The organism is Halomicrobium zhouii, from assembly GCF_900114435.1.
Taxonomy (GTDB): domain Archaea; phylum Halobacteriota; class Halobacteria; order Halobacteriales; family Haloarculaceae; genus Halomicrobium; species Halomicrobium zhouii.
The window spans coordinates 872,255-889,219 of sequence record NZ_FOZK01000002.1; the positions used below are offsets into that span (position 1 = coordinate 872,255).

The 16,965-nt window shown below is 68.1% G+C and carries 21 protein-coding genes; 9 read left to right on the forward strand and 12 right to left on the reverse strand.

What is annotated here, in order from left to right; genetic code table 11:
- The 8 genes from BM337_RS11490 to BM337_RS11520 all read right to left on the reverse strand — a co-directional run bounded on the left by BM337_RS11490 (position 1) and on the right by BM337_RS11520 (position 5,963).
- Positions 1–138 (reverse strand): transcription elongation factor Spt5, encoded by a 138-nt coding sequence (locus tag BM337_RS11490; protein ID WP_394327765.1) that lies wholly within the window; start codon positions 136–138, stop codon positions 1–3.
- A gap of 70 nt (positions 139–208) precedes the next feature.
- Positions 209–646, reverse strand: coding sequence for a transcription elongation factor Spt5 (locus BM337_RS11495; RefSeq protein ID WP_089816737.1), 438 nt, complete (start codon positions 644–646; stop codon positions 209–211).
- Between the two features lie 4 nt (positions 647–650).
- Positions 651–830 carry a protein translocase SEC61 complex subunit gamma gene (locus BM337_RS11500; protein WP_089816738.1) on the reverse strand — a complete coding sequence of 60 codons (180 nt, stop codon included), beginning with the start codon at positions 828–830 and terminating at the stop codon, positions 651–653.
- Positions 831–908: 78 nt separating this feature from the next.
- Positions 909–1,085 carry a hypothetical protein gene (locus BM337_RS21165; protein WP_177227443.1) on the reverse strand — a complete coding sequence of 59 codons (177 nt, stop codon included), beginning with the start codon at positions 1,083–1,085 and terminating at the stop codon, positions 909–911.
- A gap of 84 nt (positions 1,086–1,169) precedes the next feature.
- The gene (locus tag BM337_RS11505) at positions 1,170–1,877 is read right to left on the reverse strand and encodes a DUF2270 domain-containing protein (RefSeq protein WP_089816739.1); all 708 of its coding nucleotides are present in this window, start codon (positions 1,875–1,877) and stop codon (positions 1,170–1,172) included.
- A gap of 95 nt (positions 1,878–1,972) precedes the next feature.
- Positions 1,973–3,139, reverse strand: coding sequence for a cell division protein FtsZ (gene ftsZ / locus BM337_RS11510; RefSeq protein ID WP_089816740.1), 1,167 nt, complete (start codon positions 3,137–3,139; stop codon positions 1,973–1,975).
- Positions 3,140–3,255: 116 nt separating this feature from the next.
- Positions 3,256–4,632: a D-aminoacyl-tRNA deacylase gene (locus BM337_RS11515; protein WP_089816741.1), complete on the reverse strand. Its 1,377-nt coding sequence runs from the start codon at positions 4,630–4,632 to the stop codon at positions 3,256–3,258.
- Positions 4,632–5,963, reverse strand: coding sequence for a sodium:calcium antiporter (locus BM337_RS11520; protein ID WP_089816742.1), 1,332 nt, complete (start codon positions 5,961–5,963; stop codon positions 4,632–4,634). Before BM337_RS11520 ends, BM337_RS11515 begins: the two co-directional genes overlap by 1 nt.
- Before the next feature lie 144 nt (positions 5,964–6,107).
- Here BM337_RS11520 and BM337_RS11525 point away from each other — a divergent pair, with 144 nt between their 5' ends.
- From BM337_RS11525 to BM337_RS11545, 5 genes are all read left to right on the forward strand, one after another.
- Positions 6,108–6,914 carry a shikimate dehydrogenase gene (locus BM337_RS11525; protein WP_089816743.1) on the forward strand — a complete coding sequence of 269 codons (807 nt, stop codon included), beginning with the start codon at positions 6,108–6,110 and terminating at the stop codon, positions 6,912–6,914.
- A 181-nt stretch (positions 6,915–7,095) separates the two neighbouring features.
- Entirely contained in the window at positions 7,096–7,806 is a 711-nt protein-coding gene (locus BM337_RS11530) for a helix-hairpin-helix domain-containing protein (RefSeq protein ID WP_089816744.1), read from the forward strand.
- Positions 7,807–7,850: 44 nt separating this feature from the next.
- The gene (locus tag BM337_RS11535; protein ID WP_089816745.1) at positions 7,851–9,371 is read left to right on the forward strand and encodes an anthranilate synthase component I family protein; all 1,521 of its coding nucleotides are present in this window, start codon (positions 7,851–7,853) and stop codon (positions 9,369–9,371) included.
- Entirely contained in the window at positions 9,368–10,045 is a 678-nt protein-coding gene (locus BM337_RS11540; RefSeq protein WP_089816746.1) for an anthranilate synthase component II, read from the forward strand. Before BM337_RS11535 ends, BM337_RS11540 begins: the two co-directional genes overlap by 4 nt.
- The gene (locus BM337_RS11545; protein ID WP_089816747.1) at positions 10,030–10,905 is read left to right on the forward strand and encodes an aminotransferase class IV; all 876 of its coding nucleotides are present in this window, start codon (positions 10,030–10,032) and stop codon (positions 10,903–10,905) included. The genes BM337_RS11540 and BM337_RS11545 overlap by 16 nt, the downstream gene beginning before the upstream one ends.
- A 438-nt stretch (positions 10,906–11,343) precedes the next feature.
- Here the strand turns inward: BM337_RS11545 and BM337_RS21170 are convergent, their stop codons facing one another.
- Positions 11,344–11,490, reverse strand: coding sequence for a hypothetical protein (locus BM337_RS21170; protein WP_177227446.1), 147 nt, complete (start codon positions 11,488–11,490; stop codon positions 11,344–11,346).
- Between the two features lie 46 nt (positions 11,491–11,536).
- Positions 11,537–12,061, reverse strand: coding sequence for a GNAT family N-acetyltransferase (locus BM337_RS11550; protein WP_089816748.1), 525 nt, complete (start codon positions 12,059–12,061; stop codon positions 11,537–11,539).
- A gap of 107 nt (positions 12,062–12,168) precedes the next feature.
- Between BM337_RS11550 and BM337_RS11555 the strand changes: the two genes are divergently transcribed.
- The 4 genes from BM337_RS11555 (at position 12,169) to BM337_RS11570 (ending at position 16,025) form a co-directional block, all read left to right on the forward strand.
- Positions 12,169–12,651, forward strand: coding sequence for a redoxin domain-containing protein (locus tag BM337_RS11555; RefSeq protein WP_089816749.1), 483 nt, complete (start codon positions 12,169–12,171; stop codon positions 12,649–12,651).
- Positions 12,652–12,696: 45 nt separating this feature from the next.
- Positions 12,697–13,380, forward strand: a complete 684-nt coding sequence (gene nth, locus BM337_RS11560) for an endonuclease III (RefSeq protein ID WP_089816750.1) — start codon at positions 12,697–12,699, stop codon at positions 13,378–13,380.
- Between the two features lie 50 nt (positions 13,381–13,430).
- The gene (locus tag BM337_RS11565) at positions 13,431–13,733 is read left to right on the forward strand and encodes a hypothetical protein (RefSeq protein ID WP_089816751.1); all 303 of its coding nucleotides are present in this window, start codon (positions 13,431–13,433) and stop codon (positions 13,731–13,733) included.
- A gap of 75 nt (positions 13,734–13,808) precedes the next feature.
- Positions 13,809–16,025 carry a glycoside hydrolase family 3 N-terminal domain-containing protein gene (locus BM337_RS11570; RefSeq protein WP_089816752.1) on the forward strand — a complete coding sequence of 739 codons (2,217 nt, stop codon included), beginning with the start codon at positions 13,809–13,811 and terminating at the stop codon, positions 16,023–16,025.
- Positions 16,026–16,045: 20 nt separating this feature from the next.
- Here the strand turns inward: BM337_RS11570 and BM337_RS11575 are convergent, their stop codons facing one another.
- Both BM337_RS11575 and BM337_RS11580 read right to left on the reverse strand, forming a co-directional pair.
- Positions 16,046–16,534 (reverse strand): DUF7321 family protein, encoded by a 489-nt coding sequence (locus tag BM337_RS11575; protein ID WP_089816753.1) that lies wholly within the window; start codon positions 16,532–16,534, stop codon positions 16,046–16,048.
- Between the two features lie 67 nt (positions 16,535–16,601).
- On the reverse strand, positions 16,602–16,955 hold the full coding sequence (locus tag BM337_RS11580; RefSeq protein WP_089816754.1) for a DUF7344 domain-containing protein: 354 nt from the start codon (positions 16,953–16,955) through the stop codon (positions 16,602–16,604).
- Positions 16,956–16,965: the final 10 nt, after the last annotated feature.

Below are 16,965 nucleotides of genomic sequence, written 5' to 3' on the forward strand. Positions count from 1 at the left end.
CTACCGCTCTTCGGAGTCGAGCACGCGGATCTGGTCCCCACGGACGGTAACGGGAATCGGGACCGTCGCTTCGTACAGCTCGACCGTGACCTGGTCCTCGCACCTCCACCTTTTTCTTCGTCGGGTATCCTCGCTCACTCCGTTCGCTACGGGTACCACTCCTCGAAAAACGTGGGCGAAAAAAGCCGCTCGCTCCGCTCGCGGTATGCTACCGCTCTTCGGAGTCGAGCACGCGGATCTGGTCCCCACGGACGGTAACGGGAATCGGGACTGTCGCTTCGTACAGCTCGACCGTGACCTGGTCCTTCCCTTCGTCGATGCGCTGGACCTGGGCCTTCTCTCCCTTGAACGGCCCGGCGATGAGTTCGACGATGTCCCCTTCTGCGATGCCCTCGACGTCGGGCTTGGGCGAGAGGAAGTGCTCGACTTCCGTCATCGAGGACTGGCCCGGCACGACGCCGTTTGCGTGGGGGATCTCGTCGAGGATGCGCTCGAAGACGCTCTCGTCGTCGGCCTCGACCATGACGTAGCTGGTCAGCGAGTCCGGCGCGAGGGCCGCGTGGATCGACGGCTCCTCGCGGTTGACGATCATGTCCGCGACGGTGCGTTCCTGACTGGCCGTGGTTTTGACTGCGTAGATACCCATGCTATCACGTCGGGACCGCGCCCGGTACGAAGTTCATTATCACGAAGATGGCGAAGCCGATGAGGCCGACGAGCACGACTCCCGCGCCCGCGATGAGGGCGACCTGGGAGAACTCCTCCCACGAGGGCGTGCTCGCGAGCTTGAGCACGCGCACGTACGAGGTGAGGTCATAGGGTACGTCCATGGCGGTGGGTTGCAACCCCTTGCTTTTCTATATTGCGATGGCGCGATGTTTCGGTCCCCACCTGTCGGCGACCCCGATTCACTCCGCCGTCGTCGACTCGACGTCGTCCGACCCGCACTCCGGACACTCGTCGTAGTCGTGGTGGAACTGGGCCTCACAGTCCCGACAGCGATAGTCCGCCTCCGCTTCGGCGGCCTGCTTCGCGTTCTGTTTGAACTCCTCGACTTCCCGGCCGAGCTTTTCGAAGAGACCCATCTGTCTGTCGACGAATCGTCGCCGAGCGGGAAAAGCGTTGGCCAGCAGAGAGCGAATCGGTTCGGGCTCGACGGTCGAACCGGCTCAGCCAGTCTGGTCGAGGTCGCCGCGGTCCGCCTCGTCGCTCGTCTCCGCGATGTCGGTCTGGCCCGGCCAGAACGCGATGGCGAAGAGGGTGACGTAGAGGAGACCGACGGCGGCGAACACCGCCAATCCCGGCACTCCCGAGACGCGGGCCGCTTCGATCATCGACCCGTCGGCGCCGGTCAGCCGGATCAGCCAGACGATCAGCAGGCCACACAACAGCGGCAGGTACACACGGCGGAGGCGGTGGGCCAGCGCCTGCTGGAGCGAGAGCTTCACCGTCGGCCGCCGGTAGTCCTCGCTCAGCTGCCGGCGCCAGTCGCGCTGTTCGACGCCCTCGGAGGGGTCCAGCGCGTTCGCGAACAGGTTCTCCTGCATCGAGCGCACGCGGGAGCGGAACACGTCGTAGCGCCGGAAGCGGCCCGCCTCGATGACGAGGAAGACGACGCCGATGACGATGCCGACCAGGATGATCGCGTGCCCGACGTCCTCGCTGGAGAAGGCGTACGCCAGGATACCTGCGATGATGGTCACTGCCCAGTTCGTCGTCGAATCGAGGCGCGTGCGCCAGTTGACCTCCCGGTCGAGTTCGCCGCGGTACATGTGCGCGACCACCGACCCGAGTCCCGTGCTCTGGTCGACCATCTCGCGACCGATCTCGCTCTGTGCCGGTGCCTCCGGATCGAAGCCGTCGTGATCGCGAGCCATCGTGTCACGATTCTAAGGGGACCCGGGAGAAACGTCTGTCGACCGGGCGAATAGAGAGAGTGGATCGCAGAAGAAACGCAGCGAGCGGTACCGCGCTATTCGACGTAGTCGATGTCTTCGCCCACCTGCTTTGCGGCCTTCTCGCGTTCGGCTTCGGACTTCCCGTAGATCTGCGGGGACTCGACGCCGGTGACGACGATCATCGTCTCCATCTTCCCCTCGAAGTCGTCGTTGACGCTGGCGCCCCAGATGATGCGGGCGTCGGGGTCGATGCGGTCGTAGATCTCCTCGACGACGCCTTCGGCCTCTTCGATTGACATGTCCGGGCCACCGACGACGTTGACGAGCGCGCTGTTCGCGCCGTCGAACTCGACGTCGAGCAGCGGCGAGCGCAGGGCCGAACGGATCGAGTCCTGGGCCTTGTTCTCGCTGTCGGACTCGCCGAGGCCGATCATCGCGACGCCACCGTTCTCCATGATGGTGCGAACGTCGGCGAAGTCGACGTTGACGAGGCCGGGCTTGGTGATGAGTTCGGTCATCCCCTTGACCGAGCGCATCAGGACGCGGTCGCAGATCTTGAACGCGTCCTGCAGCGGCATCGACGGCGCGTAGTCGAGGAGGCGGTCGTTCGGGACGACGATGACGGTGTCGGAGACAGAGCGGAGACGTTCGAGGCCGGCGTCGGCGTTGGCGCGACGGCGCTCGCCCTCCGCGGTGAAGGGAATCGTGACGATAGAGATGGTCAGGGCGCCCGCTTCCTGGGCGGCCTGGGCGACGACGGGGGCCGAGCCGGTGCCGGTTCCGCCACCGAGGCCGGCGGTGACGAACACCATGTCGGAGCCGGAGATGGACTGCTGGATGTCTTCGATGTTCTCCTGGGCGGCCTCCTCGCCGATCTTGGGGACCGAGCCCGCGCCGCGGCCGCCGGTGCGCTTGCGGCCGATGAGGATCTTCGTGTCGGCCATAACCTCGTCGGCGAGGTGCTGGGCGTCGGTGTTGGCGGCCACGAGTTTCGCCCCGTGGATCCCCTCTTCCATCATCCGGGTGACGGTGTTCCCGCCGGCGCCCCCGCAACCGACGACGGTAATCTTCGTCTCCAGGTCCTTGACGACGCTCGAGAGTTCGTCGTCCGTCATCGTCCCCGACGTGTTCATGTCGTCGGTCGTCTCGGGGGTGTTTGCCGCGTCCCGATCCCCGCCCGACGTGGGTTCCTCCCGCTCGTCTTCGGCCTCCTCGATGGCGTCGTCGATTATGCTGTCCATAATTTGAACGCTGATAACAGACCCGTCGTTATTAGCTTTCCCCCTCCGTCTGACGCCCGTCGGACTGATTCGCCAGACTGGGCGGTGACGGTAACGTATCGTTTCAGCGCCGGTAACTAGCAATTAAAGCGCCGTTTTCGCTCTCTACTGACGTCTTCGGGTTTGATAGTTCGGCCGTCGACCTCGACCGATTCGCCGCTGGAAAGCCGGCCGAACTTCGGCCCCTCGGGGACGCCGATCATCCGCGCCCGCTCCGGGTCGAGCGCCTGCCGTCTGGCGATCAGCTCGTCGCCGCTCCGCGTGACCTCGTCGTACTTCGCCCGGAGGACGTCGGCGATTCCGTCGAGTATCCGGTCCCTGTCGCTCGCGTTCCGGACCGCGACGGGGCCCACGACGCGCGTTCCGTTTTGCTCAGTGTCGAAGGCGACTGCACTCTCGGAGACGGCGTCCAGCACGCCCTCGGCGTCGATGCCGCACGCTTCCGTGAGGAGGTCGTCAGAGATGGACACGACGTCGAAGTCGACGGGGACCGCCGCTTCGTCGTCGGCGGCCGCGTCGTCGACGGCGCCCGGGACGTCACCGAACCGCAGCCCCTCGTCTACGGTCGCGATGGCGTCTTCCGCGCGCTCGACGAGGCCGAGCGGGACGCCGGTCGTCTCGCGGACCCAGGTCTCGCTGACGACGCGATAGCCCAGGGCCGCGATGGTCTCGCGCAGGGCAAGTCGGTCGGCCTCCAGCAGGGCGTAGTCGGCCGCGCTCGCCTCGAACGCCTGCCGGACGACGTCCTCGTTGGCTTCGGGGTCACCCATCGCGTCGAGACACCAGTCGGCCGCGACGTGGCCGACGGCCCAGTCCGTCTCGTGGACGACGCGGTCGAACCGGGGGGCGTAGTGGCAGCCGCCGAACCCCACGAGCTGTCGACGGGACCCGTTCTCCCGGGGCGCGTCGGGGGCGACGCCTCGCAGGTCGAGGATGGCGCTGGCGACGGCGCGGGCGGCCGCTGGGTCGGCCCACTGGGCCTCGTCGCTGCCGACCTCGACGAACATCGAGGGGGTGCCGACGTCGCTCGGGCCGTGGTGGGTGCACTCCATCCCGACCTCGTACTCCTCGGGCGCGTGCTCGGCGAGGGCCTCGAGGACGCGCCGGTGAGCGTTCGGGCAGGCGCGGGCGAGCGAGCCGTCCGTCCCGCCGAACTCCGCCTCGCCGAAGTTGCCGGTGTGGTGGGCGGTCAGCAGTTCGTCCGTCTCGCCCGCGTGGCGCGAGGCGAAGACGAGCAGGTCGGGGTCGTCGAAGCCGTCGGCGACGCGGGTCGTCTCGAGGTGGAGTTCGTCGAAGAATCGCAACTCGGCGTCGTCGAGGTGGTACACCGTGGCGCCGCCGTCGGCGTCCGGCCGGCTGTCGTCGACTCGTTCCTCCCAGTCGGCCAGATCGAGCAGGTGCTCGCCGACGTGCTCGGACGCGCTGTCGGCCCGGGAGACGACGATGGCGAGCATCAGTCGGCGTGCTCCGTCGACGGCTCACGCCAGATGGCCGAGCGAACAGTGTTCGCTGCGATACCGAAGATTTCCATGACTGCACCACGGCGCACCACGAAGAGACCGACCGCGAGCAGGACGTAGAGAACGATGTAGGCGTCGAGGAAGAGGAGGCTCAGTTCCTCCGGATTCGGGACGGTGAGGACGCGGAGAATCAGGAACTCGATGATCACCTGCGAGAGGAAGAGTACGAGGAGCACGAGCGACTCCCGGACGGATATCTCGAAGTTGATCAGCAGCGCGATGGCGAACAGCGACTGGGCGGCGGTCACCCAGATTTCGACCGACTGCTTGAGGTCGAACTGGAGGGTCCCGATCTGGCCCAGTGCGATGCTGTAGACGACGGCCAGCGTCCCGATCAGCAGCGTCCACTGGTTCAGCTTCGAGGAGATGAGCGCGTTGAACCCGGCCGTCGAGCGCGCCTTGTTCACGAGCACCGCGACGACGATGAGTTCGGGCGTTTCACTGGCCAGCGGCGCGATCCACTGGATCATGAAGAACGCGGGGACGCCGTACTCCAGGCCCAGTTCTTCGAGGCCGTGAGCGAACGGTTCGACGGCGGAGAAGATCAGCGCGCCGGAGAAGGTGAACAGCGCGAGGACGACCAGCGGCCGCCACGGCCGGGCCCACCCCTGGAAGTACGCTGGGACGCCGCCGTGTTCCTCCGGGGGCTCGACTTCGCCGCGGAGGATGATCACGATGTACGCGGCGTAGAGGCCGACGAGGACGACGGTGTCGAGCATACCGATGCCGCCGCCGAAGGGGACGAGGAACGCCCAGACCGTCGCGAGAAAGAGGAAGACGATCTCGAGCCCGATGTCGCGGTCGAGCTGGACCGAGTCCGAGAGCCAGCCCGGTCGGCTCCGGACGGCGGGGTCGCCGGTGTGCATCGCCCGGTAGACGGTGAACAGGGCGATGCCGGACCAGCCCAGACCGATGAGGATCCGGTTGGCACCGGTCATGTTCGCGATGGCGAGGTTGGCCGCTTCGGCGCCGCGGGGCGTGCCGGCGTAGGCGCCCGCGTTCCAGGCGTACAGGGCGTCGACGGCGTACTCCGGGGCGACGGCGAGGACGGCCAGCACGGCGATGGCGAAGGCCGTCGGCACGTCCTTCTCTGCGGTTTCGGCCGCCCAGGCCAGCAGGAACGACGCGCCGACGACACCGAGACCGCTGAGACCGACGGTGGCCAGCGTCGAGAGCGGATACCCGCTGGCGAAGGCAACTATCCACGGGGCTGTCAGCAGGAACGCTGCCCCGACCGCGACCAGTGGATGGCGGAGACGACTCACTACTGCCACTGAATGCGGTTCGGTTTGAAACTGTTGCGAAATACCGAGCTCCGGCCGGGAACTTGGGGCCCTGGCCGGGAACCGGTTCGTCCGGGCCCACCGCGAGCCGGTGCGATTTATACCTCGCGCCCCACGCAATCGGGTATGCAGGTCTACGGTCTCATCGGGAACCCGGTCGGTCACTCGCTGTCGCCGCCGATGCACGAGGCGGGGTATCGCGAGGTCGGTCTCGACGCCCGGTACGTCACGTTCGAACCGGGAGCGGACGACGCCGTCGCCGCGGTGGAGGGCGCCGACGCGCTCGGCGTCGCCGGCCTCAACGTCACCATCCCGTTCAAGCGGGACGTCCTCGAGGCGGTCGACCCCGATCCGCTGGCCGAACGCATCGGGGCGGTCAACACCATCGACTTCGGCGAGGGGACGCCGACGGGGTACAACACCGACGCCGTGGGCGCCGTCCGGGCACTCCGCGAGCACGACGTCGCCATCGAGGGGACGGCCGTCGTCGTCGGCGCGGGCGGCGCGGGCCGGGCCGTCGCATTCGGCCTGGCTGACGAGGGCATGACCGTCGAAATCGCCAATCGAACCGTCGAAACGGCCCACGACCTGGCAGCGGACGTCCCCGACGCCTCGGGCCACGGGCTGGACGACCTCGACGACCTTCTCGTGGACGCCGACGTGCTCGTCAACTGTACCAGCGTCGGGATGGACGAGGACCGGTCGCCGGTGGCGGCCGACGCGCTCCACGGCGACCTGGCCGTGCTCGACGCGGTGTACTCACCGATAGAGACGCGCTTGCTTCGCGAGGCCGCGGCCGCCGGTGCCACGACGGTCGACGGCGCGTGGATGCTCCTGTTCCAGGGCGTCGAGGCGTTCGAACGCTGGACTGGCGAACGGGCACCGGTCGATCAGATGAACGCCGCGCTCCGCGACCGACTTCACGAGACGTAGGCACTGATCTCCCACGCCGTCGCGGCCGTCGCGTCGAGCGATTCCGTCGACCGGGAGACGCGCCGCCGGGGGTCCCTGAGTCGAATTCAACCACGGGGGATTCGCGAAGTCGTCGCCTCGCCGACCGCTGGCCGCCGAAATCTCGGAAGGGATTAAGTGCCGGCAATTAATAGACCACACCATGGGTCTGATACAGAAGCTGAAATCCGCGCTCGGTCTCGACGGCGCGGACTCTCCCGACTCCGGGACGGCCGCGCCGCGGGACGTCGACGTCACCGTGGAGCGTGAGCCGTCTTCGGAGTCCGAGGACGCCGTCAAGGGGACCGAAACGGCGGCGTCCCGGACCTCCGAGCGGGAGGAATCCGACGTGGGGGTCGGGACTGGGGAATCGAGCGAGGCGGAGACGCCGATCGAAGAAGCGGAACCCGACGCCGGCGAGTCGCCGGTCCAGGCGGTCGACGACGAGACCGTCCAGACCGAGATCGAGGACGTCGGCGAGGGGGCCACCGACGCGGCGACCGAGGAATCGACGGCGGACGCTCCGATCGAAGACGCGGAGGTAGAGGAGGAGGTACCTGCCGCGGACGACGAGGAGGCGTCCGACGAAAGCGACGGTGACACGTCTGCCGAGAGCGAGGACGCGGGATCCACCGAGGACCTCGACGAAGGGTCGGTCGAGGACGACGGGACCGAGGCTGCCGCCGCCGACGTCCCGGACGACCCGGTCACCGAGATCAGCGGCATCGGTCCGGCGTACGGTCAGCGACTGTCCGACGCCGGCGTCGAGACCGTCGCCGACCTCGCCGCGGCTGACCCCGACGAACTCGAATCGGCCACCGACATCTCCGCCGCGCGCATCGAGGGCTGGATCGACGCCGCCGCGGAATACTGACGGTATCGTAAGGGAATTAGTCGGACCGCTTCTCTCTCTCTCCAATGCCGACCGTCACGACCGACCGGGACGCGTTTCTCGGCCTCGCGGCCGACGCTCCGGCGACTGCACGGGTCCCCGTCGAGGTCCACGTCGCGGTCGACGACCCGTTTCTCGCCTACCGGCGGGCGCGCGACGGCGACGAGGCCTGCGGCGTCTATCTCGGGACCACCGGCGGCCAGTCCGGGTGGGGGTACTTCGCGACGACCCCGGCCCGGTTCGAAGAGGTGGGGCCGGAAGACGGCTCCGCGCTCGCCGCACTCGACTCGTTCCTCGACGAGGAGCGACTCGTCCGGGGCGATTGCGACGTCCCGTACCCCTGCGGCGCCATCGGGTGGCTCTCCTACGACGTCGTGCGTGAACTGGAGGACCTCACGGATTCGGCCGTCACCGACCGCGCGCTGCCCCGGTTGCAGATCGCCGCGTACGACCGCATCGCCGCCTGGGAGGAACCCAGGGACGAGTGTGAGGGCGGCGCCGAGGCTGAGGACGGAACTGAGGGAGCGGACGAGACGACGCTCCGGGTGACCGCGTGCCCGCGCCTCGACGAGTTCGAGAGCCCCGGCGTCGCCTACGCGTTCGGCCGCCAGCACGCCCTCGACCTGGCGAGGCGGGCCGTCAACGGCGACCCGCTGGTCGGGGAGCCGCGGGTCCAGACCGACCGCGCTACTTTCGAGAGCGACTGCACGCGCGAGGCCTACGCCGAGCGCGTCCGCCGCGTCAAGGAGTACGTCCGCGAGGGCGACACGTTCCAGGCCAACGTCTCCCAGCGCCTCGTCGCGCCCGCGGCGGTCCACCCCGTCGACGCCTTCGACGCGCTCCGGGAGGTCAATCCAGCGCCCTACTCCGCGCTCGTGGAGTTCCCCGGCGTCGACCTGGTGAGCGCGAGCCCCGAGCTCCTGCTCGAACGCGACGGGGAACACCTGCTCACGGAACCCATCGCCGGGACGCGCCCGCGAGGAGAGTCCGCCGACGCGGACGAGGAACTGGAGGCCGACCTGCTGGCCGACGAGAAGGAGCGGGCCGAACACGCCATGCTCGTCGACCTGGAGCGAAACGACCTGGGGAAGGTCAGCGAATTCGGCTCCGTCGACGTCCCGGAGTATCGCCGCGTCGACCGCTACTCCGAGGTGATGCATCTGGTCTCCAGGGTAGAGGGGCGCCTGCGCGACGACCGCGACCTGACCGACGCCATCGCGGCCGTCTTCCCCGGCGGGACCATCACCGGCGCGCCCAAGCCCCGGACGATGGAGATCATCGACGAACTGGAGGCCACCCGGCGCGGCCCATACACGGGCTCCATCGGCATCTTCGGCTTCGACGGCCGCGCGACGCTGAACATCCTCATCCGCACGCTCGTTCGCTACCGGAGTCGCTACTACCTCCGCGTCGGCGCGGGCATCGTCCACGATTCGGTCCCCGAACGGGAGTACGAGGAGACGCTGGACAAGGGACGCGCGCTGATCAACGCCGTCGACGCTGCCCTCGACGACCGGACCGAGCTGACCGTGGAGGGGTCGGAATGACCGGACCGTTCGGAACGTCCGGGGCGACCGCCGGTTCCGGAGGACCGGCCGACGACTTCGCGCCCACCGTCCTCGTGCTAGACAACTACGACTCCTTCGCCTACAACCTCGTCCAGTACGTCGGCGAGGTGGTGCTGCGCCTGGGGGGGAACGTCGACGACGTAGTGGTCCGCCGGAACGACGCCGTCGACGTCGACGGGATACGGGCGCTGGATCCGGACGGCATCGTCGTCTCGCCGGGGCCCGGTACTCCCGAAGAGGCGGGCGTCTCGATGCCGATATTCGCCGACCTCGATTACCCGACGCTCGGCGTCTGCCTCGGCCACCAGGCGCTGTGTGCCGCCAACGGCGCGCCGGTGGGCCACGCCGAGGCCGTCGTCCACGGCAAGGCCTCGGCGATGACCCACGACGGCGAGGGCGTCTTTACCGACCTGCCCGACCCGCTCGAAGTCGGTCGGTACCACTCCCTCGCCGTCGAGCGGGACGACCTGCCAGATTCGCTGGAGTTGACGGCGCACACCGAGGACGAGGCCGACGGTGAGGCGGGCGTCGTCATGGCCGTCCGCCACCGCGAGCGCCCTCACGTCGGCGTCCAGTTCCACCCGGAGAGCATCCTGACCGAACACGGCAAACAACTCGTGGAGAACTTCGTCCTCAGATGCAATACCACGTGAACGGCGACCTGGTCCCGGCAGAAGATGCGACCGTCAGCGTCGCGGACCGCGGCTTCCAGTACGGCGACGCCGCCTTCGAGACGCTGCGGGCCTACGGCGGCGAGTGCTTTCAGTGGGACGCCCACCGCGAGCGCCTCCAGCGGACCGCCGAGACGCTCGGTTTCGGCGACGCAGTACCGGACGATTTGCGCGAGCGCGTCGCCGAGACGCTGGACGCCAACGACCTGGCGGACGCGTACGTCAAGGTCTCGGTGACGAGAGGCGTCCAGCCCGGGAAGCTCACCCCTGCCGCCGAGGTCGACCCGACGGTCGTGGTCATCGTGAAGGAACTGCCCCGCGGCGGTACCGACGGCGACCGGGTCTGGGAGGACCCGGCGACGGTCCAGACCGTTCGGACCCGTCGGGTCCCCGACGCGGCGCTCCCGACGGACGCCAAGACCCACAACTACCTCAACGGCATCCTGGGCCGCCTGGAACTCCGCCGGGCCGCGACGGCCGACCACAGCGCCGACGAGTGCCTGATGCGCGACGTGGACGGGACCGTCGTCGAGGGCGCGACGAGCAACCTCTTCTTCGTGACGGAGAACGGCCTCCGGACCCCTGCCGCGGACCTGGACCTGCTGCCCGGCGTCACCCGCTCCGTGGTGATGGATCTCGCCGACGCCGAGGACTTCCCGGTCGAGACCGGCCGCTACTCCGTCGACGCGGTCCGGAACGCGGACGAGGCGTTCCTCACGAACTCGACCTGGGAGATCCGCCCGATCGCGAGCGTGGACGGGATCGAAATCGGTAGCGGGCCGATGACGAAACTCCTCCAGCGCCTGTTCGACGAACGCGTGGAGGAACTGCACTACGGGTGAGACGGGTGGTGACGGGATGGAACGTCGTTCTCCGGATACGTCGCTGGATTCTTCGGTACGTGTGTGAAGTGAGTAGGTATTCTGGTGAGTTTGGGCTGGAAGAAACGATGCCAACAACAGCCAGAAAGCCCTCGGCGCGCACTCTTGAGTCGGAATCGAGACCGCCAACAGCCAGAAAGCCCTCGGCGCGCACTCTTGAGTCGGAATCGAGACCGCCAACAGCCAGAAAGCCCTCTGCGCGCTCCGGTCCCGCGGACCGACTGCGCTCCTCGTGGTTCGAGAGAGCGAAGCTCTCTCGTCATCACGAAAGAGCGCGTACGCGCTCTTTCGAACGACAACGGAGTGAGGAGCGCAGACTGTGGCGCGCGAGTCGAGCGCGCCGAGGACTTTCGACGTGTTTGATTACGTGTTCTCTGCTGCAAAGCCGATACCATTTGATCAGAGCTGTCGTCGGACGAGCACCACGATACCCACAAACAGCAACAGGATGCCCCAGTACAGCGAGTCGTAGGGGAGCGCCTTCAGCAGCAGGGTCACGATTCCAGACGTGAACAGGGACCAGCCGACAGTCGTCTGGTAGGTCATACGACACGTTCGCCCTCGGCGTCCGTAAACCCTCGCTCGCTGACAGCTACTCGCGCCACTCCGATTCGAGCAGGCCGTACTCGTAGAGGTCGACGTGGTCACCGTCGACGAAGGCGTGGTCGCGGCGGACCCCCTCGCGTTCGAAGCCGACCTTCTCCAGGACGCGCTGGGAGGCTTCGTTGGGGGCGTAGACGTCCGCTCCGACCTTGTGCAGGCGGCGTTCGTCGAAGGCGTACCGAACCAGGCAGCGGACGGCGTCGGTGGCGTAGCCGTGGCCCCAGTGGTCCGGGTGGACCATGTAGCCCACCTCGGCGTAGCCCCAGGGGTAGGGGTCGAGGTGGAGGCCGGCGATGCCGACGGGCTGGTCGCTGGCGTACAGAACGAACGAGGGTCCGTCGTCGTCCTGGCGCTCGTACCACTCGCGTTCGTCTTCGGCAGTCTTCGGGGCGAACGCGCCGACGCCCCGGCGGACCTCGGGGTGGTTGACGACGCGCTGGGCGAACGCCAGGTCGTCCTCGTCGACGACACGGAGCGTGACCGTCTCGCCACGGAGGAACGTGGGTCCAGACATGCATGGAGCGTCGCGCGCGGCCGCTTTCAGGATTTCCCCGGCGTGCGATCCAGTGACAACGTCGGACCTGGACCACGCTTAAGCCGCCCCTGGCGGAACCACCGGGTATGCTCGACGCCGGCGACCCAGCGCTCGACTTCGACCTGCCGCGACCGACGGCCGGAGGGAGCGAGACGTATCGGCTCTCCGCGGCGGCCCGTGAGGGACCGGTCGTCCTCGCGTTCTACCCGGTCACGGACACAGCGGAGTCGGCGAAGTTACTCCGCGAGATCGCGTCAGTCGACTGGGGGGCGGTCACGGATCGCCTCTCCGTCCTCGCCGTCGGCGTCGGTGACCGCGCGAGTCACGACCGACTGGCCGAACAGGTCGACGTCCCGTTCCCGTTGCTCCTCGACCAGGACGGTTTCTTCGCCGAGCGGTACGGGATCCTGGAACCTCTCGACGAACGAACGATCCGGGTCAGGCCGGCGCTGTTCGTCGTCGGCGAGGACTGTTTCGTCCGATACGCGTGGGCGGCAGGCGACTCAGCGCAGAATCCCGGGGAGGATCTGCCACTCGACGAGATCAGGTCGGCAGTCGCCTCGGGCTGACGCGGAGTCGAATCGCTCAAGCCCCACCACTCGTAACGCCACCCCATGGGAACGCCGCTGGAGTCACGCGAGGCACAGGCCGAGGCGGTCGTCGAGCGCCTCCACGAGGAGTACCCCGATTCCGCCATCTCGCTGCGGTACTCGAACCGGCTGGAACTGCTCGTCGCCGTCGTCCTCTCCGCGCAGTGTACCGACGAGCGGGTCAACGAGAAGACGAAAGAGCTCTTCGAGAAGTACCAGTCCGCCGCCGACTACGCCGAGGCCGACGAGGAGCAACTCGCCGAGGACATCTACGGTATCACCTTCCACAACAACAAGGCGGGCTATCTCAAGAACGCGGGCCAGATCATGGTCGAGGAGTACGACGGCGAGGTGCCCGACTCGATGTCGGGCCTCACCGACTTGCCCGGCGTCGGCCGGAAGACCGCCAACGTCGTCCTCCAGCACGGCCACGACATCGTCGAGGGGATCGTCGTCGACACCCACGTCCAGCGCCTCTCGCGCAGGCTGGGTATCACCGAAGCGGAGACGCCACCGAAGATCGAAGAGGACCTGATGCCCGTCGTCCCCGAGGACGAGTGGCAGCAGTTCACCCACCTCCTCATCGACCACGGGCGCGCGGTCTGTACGGCCCGGAACCCTTCCTGTGACGAGTGCATCCTGGCCGACATCTGTCCCTCCGCGAAGATGGACAGCGACGTCGACCTCGCCAGCGGCGAGGCGTGGTGAGGAAGGAACTAACGGACAGGTTTTTGCCAGTTCGCGCCCCGCGTTCGACCATGAGCCTCGACGTTACGAGCCTGGGCGACCGCGTCCGCTGGCGGTCACTCGGTATTCTCGCGGGCCTGGTCGCGGCCATCGTCGCCGGCGAGTACGCGGTGGGGACGGTCATCGAGCGCGTCGTCGACGGCGGCGGCCAGTTTCCGGCGTGGCTTCCGCACGCGAGGTCGGTCGGCGAGACCGCAGTCATCTACTTCGTGGCCTTCGACTTCCTCACGTTCGTCGTCCTCCCCGCGGTGCTGGTGTGGGTCGGGTACGTCCACGGACGCCACCACGCCACGACGGCCGGCGAGCGCGGATAGTCCGCGGCGGTTGTTTCCGAAACGGCGATATCGACGGGCCAGAGACTTTTGTCGGGCCCCTTCGAGGAGTGTGTCATGCCAACTGTCCCCTACCGGGACCCCACCGAGGACGTCGAGACGCGCGTCGCCGACCTGCTCGACCGGATGACCGTCGAAGAGAAAGTCGGCCAGCTACTGGTCGAACCAGCGACCGGGTCGGTCGACGAGGTGGTCGACACGGTCACGTCGAACGTCGACCGGCACCACCTCGGACAGGCCTCGCCGTTCGGCCGCGAGGACGCGCCGGACACCCCCGAAGCGATGGTCGAGGTGGCCAACACCATCCAGGCGTACGCCGTCGAGGAGACGCGGCTGGGCATCCCGCTGTTGCTCATCTCCAACGCAGTCCACGGGAACGCCTACGCCAAGGGCGCGGCCGTCGCGCCGCACAACCTCGGGATGGCGGCGACGCGTGACCCCGAACTACTCGAAGAGATGGCGTCGGTCACTGCCACGGAACTCGCCGTGACGGGCGCCCACCAGAACTACGACCCCATCTGTGACGTCGGGCGCGAACCGCGGTGGGGCCGGGTCTTCGAGACGTTCGGCGAGAGTCCGCGCCTCTGCGGGGCGATGGGCGCGGCGAAAGTCCGCGGCTACCAGGGCGACGGCATCGCGGGCGAGGAGACCGTGCTGGCGACGGTCAAGCACTTCCCAGCCTACGGCGAGCCGGTCCGGGGCGAGGACGGCGCGGTCAACGAACTCTCCGAGAGCACGTTCCGGCGGATGCACCTGCGCGCTCACGCAGCGGCCATCGAGGCCGGCGGCGGTGCCGAAGCGGTGATGCCCAGTTACGCGGCCGTCGACGGGTTCCCGGTCCACGGGACCAGGAAGTATCTGGGCGACCTGCTCGACGGCCTCGAGTTCGACGGCTTCGTCGTCTCGGACCACCACGGCGTCCGGATGCTCCACGACGACCACCAGGTGACGGGGTCGCTCCGCGAGAGCACCCTGGCCGCCGTCGGCGCGGGGATGGACGCCTTCCTCGACCAGCCCGCTGCTGGGACGTACGCAGACGCGCTCGTGGGCCTGGTCGAGTCGGGCGAAGTCGACGAGGAACGACTCGACGAGAGCGTCGCGCCCGTCCTCGAAGCGAAGTTCGAAAGCGGGCTGTTCGAGGACCCCTCCGTCGACCTGGAGCGAGCGAAAGAGACCCTGCGGACCGACGATCACCGCGAGGTGGCCCTCGACGCGGCCCGGGAGTCGATGACGCTGCTCCAGAACGAGGGAGAGGTCCTCCCGTTCGACCCGACCGTTTCGGAGGTGTTCGTCGCTGGCCCGAACGCCGACGACCTGGACCACCAGTTCGGCGGGTGGAGTCGGGGTGACAACGAGGACGGCGTCTCCATCCGCGATGGGGTCGCGGCAGTCACCGGCGACGAGACGTCGGTCACCTTCGAACAGGGCGCGACGATGACCGAATCCCGGGACCTCGACGCCGTCGCGCGGAAAGCCGCCAGCGCCGACGTCGCGGTGGTAGCGGTGGGCGAGAGCCAGTACATCCACGAGTTCGCCCTCGCGGAGAAGAGCGGCGAGACCGGCGAGTTCCCCACGCGCTCGCAACTCCACCTCCCCGATGCCCAGCGCGAACTCGTCGAGGCCGTCGTCGACAGCGGCACGCCCACTGCCGTCGTGCTGGTGACCGGTCGGCCGCTGGCCGTCGCGGACGTCGCCGACGCCGCACCGGCGCTGCTGATGGCCTACTACCCCGGCAGCGAGGGCGGGACGGCCGTCGCGGAGACGCTGTTCGGCGAGCACAATCCGTCGGGCACCCTCCCCATCTCGATGCCGCGCTCTGCGGGCCACCTCCCGACGCGGTTCAACCGCTCCCGCGACACCGACGTCGTCGGCCCGCACGAACATCCCGCCTCCTACGACCCGCTCTTTCCCTTCGGCCACGGCCTGAGCTACATCGACTTCACCGTCGAGGACCTCTCGCTGTCCGCCGAGACGGTGGCGCCCGACGAAACCGTCGAGGCCACGGTGACGGTCCGAAACGCGGGCCAACGACCGGGCGCGACCGCCGTCGACTGCTACGTCTCCGACGTGCAGAGTTCGCGGGTGACGCCCGTGCGCGAACTCGCGGACTTCGCCCGGGTGGAACTGGACGCAGGGGACGCGGCCGAAGTCACACTCGGCGTGGACGTGAGCGACTTCGGCGTCCGCCAGCCCGACGGCGAGCGCGTCGTCGAACCGGGCGCGTTCGAGGTCCAGATCGGCGACGAGACGGCGAGGTTCGCGGTGGCCGAGTGAACCGACGGGTGCCGTGACGTTCAGTACACGTAGCGGATGACGAACCGGGCGACGCCGACAACGTACGCAAGTATCCAGAAGATGACGTAGCCGAAGACGCCGATGCGGACGCGGGAGCGCCAGTGGCTCATCGTCGGCCCGCCGATCTCGTCGAGCAGCACGTCCTCGTCGTACTCCTCGTAGAGGTCGTGTTCGAACTTCGCGCGGAAGATGCGGACGATGCCGGTGAAACCGAACGCGAGCATGGCGTAGGCCTGCAGACCGAGGATGGCGTGCAGCGCCGAGAGGCCGCCGAACTGGTCTGGCAGTCGCGGGGCCATCCAGAAGACCAGCGGGACGGTCGTCAGGATCAGGCCGGTGACGACGAACTTGAGGTGGTGCATCAGCACGCCCCAGGTGACCGGCTCCGTCTCGATGATGTAGTAGGCGCCGTAGAGGAAGCAGGGCAGGCTCAGTGTGACGGCGACGAGCACGACCGTCGAGATTGCGGCCGGCGAGAGGCCCTGCATGGCCCCGGCTTGGCGGGTGGGTCGCTAAAGGATGCCGAAGTCGGTCCGGACGCCGGTGCGGTGGCGTCTAGTTGGCCTGCTCGGTCGCCCAGTCCAGTAGTGGCCCGACCGAACCGATGTCGTCCGCGAGGGCGACGGTCGTCTGGTCCTGGTCGTAGTGGAGAAAGCCCGCGTCTGTGAGCTTCGGGAGGTGGACGTGGTGGAGCCGTACGTAACACCGTTCGACGGCCTCGTCGGGGATCGCTCGCCCGTCGGCGTCGCGTTCCCGGGCCACGACGTCGCGTGCCAGGTCCGCGACGCCGACGGGGCCGTCCGCAGACTGGAGACACCGGAACACGGCACGTCGCCGCTCGTGAGAGAGGGCGGTGAACGCCTCGTCGAGCGTAGCGTCGGGAGATATCGTCGTCTGAATGGTGGTCATCGACTAGTCG